Raw genomic sequence first — 2,974 nt, 5'->3', positions numbered from 1 at the left:
AAAGCGTTGGTTAAGTCCTCGATCTATTAGTATCAGTCAGCTCCACATGTCGCCACGCTTCCACCTCTGACCTATCAACCTGATCATCTTTCAGGGATCTTACTAGCTTGCGCCATGGGAAATCTCATCTTGAGGGGGGCTTCATGCTTAGATGCTTTCAGCACTTATCCCTTCCGCACGTAGCTACCCAGCTATGCCTTTGGCAAGACAACTGGTACACCAGCGGTGCGTCCATCCCGGTCCTCTCGTACTAAGGACAGCTCCTCTCAAATTTCCTGCGCCCGCGACGGATAGGGACCGAACTGTCTCACGACGTTCTGAACCCAGCTCGCGTACCGCTTTAATGGGCGAACAGCCCAACCCTTGGGACCGACTACAGCCCCAGGATGCGATGAGCCGACATCGAGGTGCCAAACCTCCCCGTCGATGTGGACTCTTGGGGGAGATAAGCCTGTTATCCCCGGGGTAGCTTTTATCCGTTGAGCGATGGCCCTTCCATGCGGAACCACCGGATCACTAAGCCCGACTTTCGTCCCTGCTCGACTTGTAGGTCTCGCAGTCAAGCTCCCTTGTGCCTTTACACTCTGCGAATGATTTCCAACCATTCTGAGGGAACCTTTGGGCGCCTCCGTTACTCTTTAGGAGGCGACCGCCCCAGTCAAACTGCCCACCTGACACTGTCTCCCACCCCGATAAGGGGCGCGGGTTAGAATTTCAATACAGCCAGGGTAGTATCCCACCAACGCCTCCACCGAAGCTAGCGCTCCGGCTTCTCAGGCTCCTACCTATCCTGTACAAGCTGTAACAAAATTCAATATCAGGCTGCAGTAAAGCTCCACGGGGTCTTTCCGTCCTGTCGCGGGTAACCTGCATCTTCACAGGTACTATAATTTCACCGAGTCTCTCGTTGAGACAGTGCCCAGATCGTTACACCTTTCGTGCGGGTCGGAACTTACCCGACAAGGAATTTCGCTACCTTAGGACCGTTATAGTTACGGCCGCCGTTTACTGGGGCTTCGGTTCAAAGCTTCGCTTGCGCTAACCTCTCCCCTTAACCTTCCAGCACCGGGCAGGTGTCAGCCCCTATACTTCGCCTTGCGGCTTCGCAGAGACCTGTGTTTTTGCTAAACAGTCGCCTGGGCCTATTCACTGCGGCTTTTCTGGGCTATTCACCCTAAAAAGCACCCCTTCTCCCGAAGTTACGGGGTCATTTTGCCGAGTTCCTTAACGAGAGTTCTCTCGCACACCTTAGGATTCTCTCCTCGCCTACCTGTGTCGGTTTGCGGTACGGGCACCTTACATCTCACTAGAGGCTTTTCTTGGCAGTGTGGAATCAGGAACTTCGGTACTATATTTCCCTCGCCATCACAGCTCCGCCTTAATGGAAACGGGATTTGCCTCGTTTCCGGCCTAACTGCTTGGACGCGCATATCCAACAGCGCGCTTACCCTATCCTTCTGCGTCCCCCCATCGTTCAAACGATGTATAGGTGGTACAGGAATATCAACCTGTTGTCCATCGCCTACGCCTTTCGGCCTCGGCTTAGGTCCCGACTAACCCTGAGCGGACGAGCCTTCCTCAGGAAACCTTAGGCATTCGGTGGAAGGGATTCTCACCCTTCTTTCGCTACTCATACCGGCATTCTCACTTCTAAGCGCTCCACCAGTCCTTACGGTCTGACTTCAACGCCCTTAGAACGCTCTCCTACCATCGACACCATACGGTGTCAATCCACAGCTTCGGTGATACGTTTAGCCCCGGTACATTTTCGGCGCGGAGTCACTCGACCAGTGAGCTATTACGCACTCTTTAAATGGTGGCTGCTTCTGAGCCAACATCCTGGTTGTCTAAGCAACTCCACATCCTTTTCCACTTAACGTATACTTTGGGACCTTAGCTGGTGGTCTGGGCTGTTTCCCTTTCGACTACGGATCTTATCACTCGCAGTCTGACTCCCAAGAATAAGTATTTGGCATTCGGAGTTTGACTGAATTCGGTAACCCGTTGGGGGCCCCTAGTCCAATCAGTGCTCTACCTCCAATACTCTCATCTTGAGGCTAGCCCTAAAGCTATTTCGGAGAGAACCAGCTATCTCCAGGTTCGATTGGAATTTCTCCGCTACCCACACCTCATCCCCGCACTTTTCAACGTGCGTGGGTTCGGGCCTCCATTCAGTGTTACCTGAACTTCACCCTGGACATGGGTAGATCACCTGGTTTCGGGTCTACGACCTCATACTCATTCGCCCTATTCAGACTCGCTTTCGCTGCGGCTCCGTCTTATCAACTTAACCTCGCATGAAATCGTAACTCGCCGGTTCATTCTACAAAAGGCACGCCATTACCCATTAACGGGCTTTGACTACTTGTAGGCACACGGTTTCAGGATCTATTTCACTCCCCTTCCGGGGTGCTTTTCACCTTTCCCTCACGGTACTGGTTCACTATCGGTCACTAGGTAGTATTTAGCCTTGGGAGATGGTCCTCCCTGCTTCCGACGGGATTTCTCGTGTCCCGCCGTACTCAGGATCCACTCAGGAGGGAACGAAGTTTCAACTACAGGGTTTTTACCTTCTTTGACGGACCTTTCCAGGTCACTTCATTTACCCCGTTCCTTTGTAACTCCATATTGAGTGTCCTACAACCCCAAGAGGCAAGCCTCTTGGTTTGGGCTACATTCCGTTTCGCTCGCCGCTACTCAGGAAATCGCTATTGCTTTCTCTTCCTCCGGGTACTTAGATGTTTCAGTTCCCCGGGTCTGCCTTCAATACCCTATGTATTCAGGTAGAGATACTGTTCCATTACGAACAGTGGGTTTCCCCATTCGGAAATCTCCGGATCAAAGCTTACTTACAGCTCCCCGAAGCATATCGGTGTTAGTCCCGTCCTTCATCGGCTCCTAGTGCCAAGGCATCCACCGTGCGCCCTTTCTAACTTAACCGTTAAAAAGATCTTACTGATGCTTTGAAAAAAAT

Annotated in this window: 1 rRNA gene; it reads right to left on the bottom strand. The window is 52.2% G+C overall.

Annotated elements, in window-relative coordinates:
• Nucleotides 1-6: 6 nt before the first annotated feature.
• Nucleotides 7-2,940, bottom strand: a 23S ribosomal RNA gene (locus ACQKL0_RS20065).
• Nucleotides 2,941-2,974 lie beyond the last annotated feature (34 nt).

The sequence above is a fragment of the Peribacillus sp. NPDC097264 genome, assembly GCF_050277925.1.
In the GTDB taxonomy this organism is placed as follows: Bacteria; Bacillota; Bacilli; order Bacillales; family DSM-1321; genus Peribacillus.
This window is presented reverse-complemented; position numbering and strand designations above follow the sequence as displayed.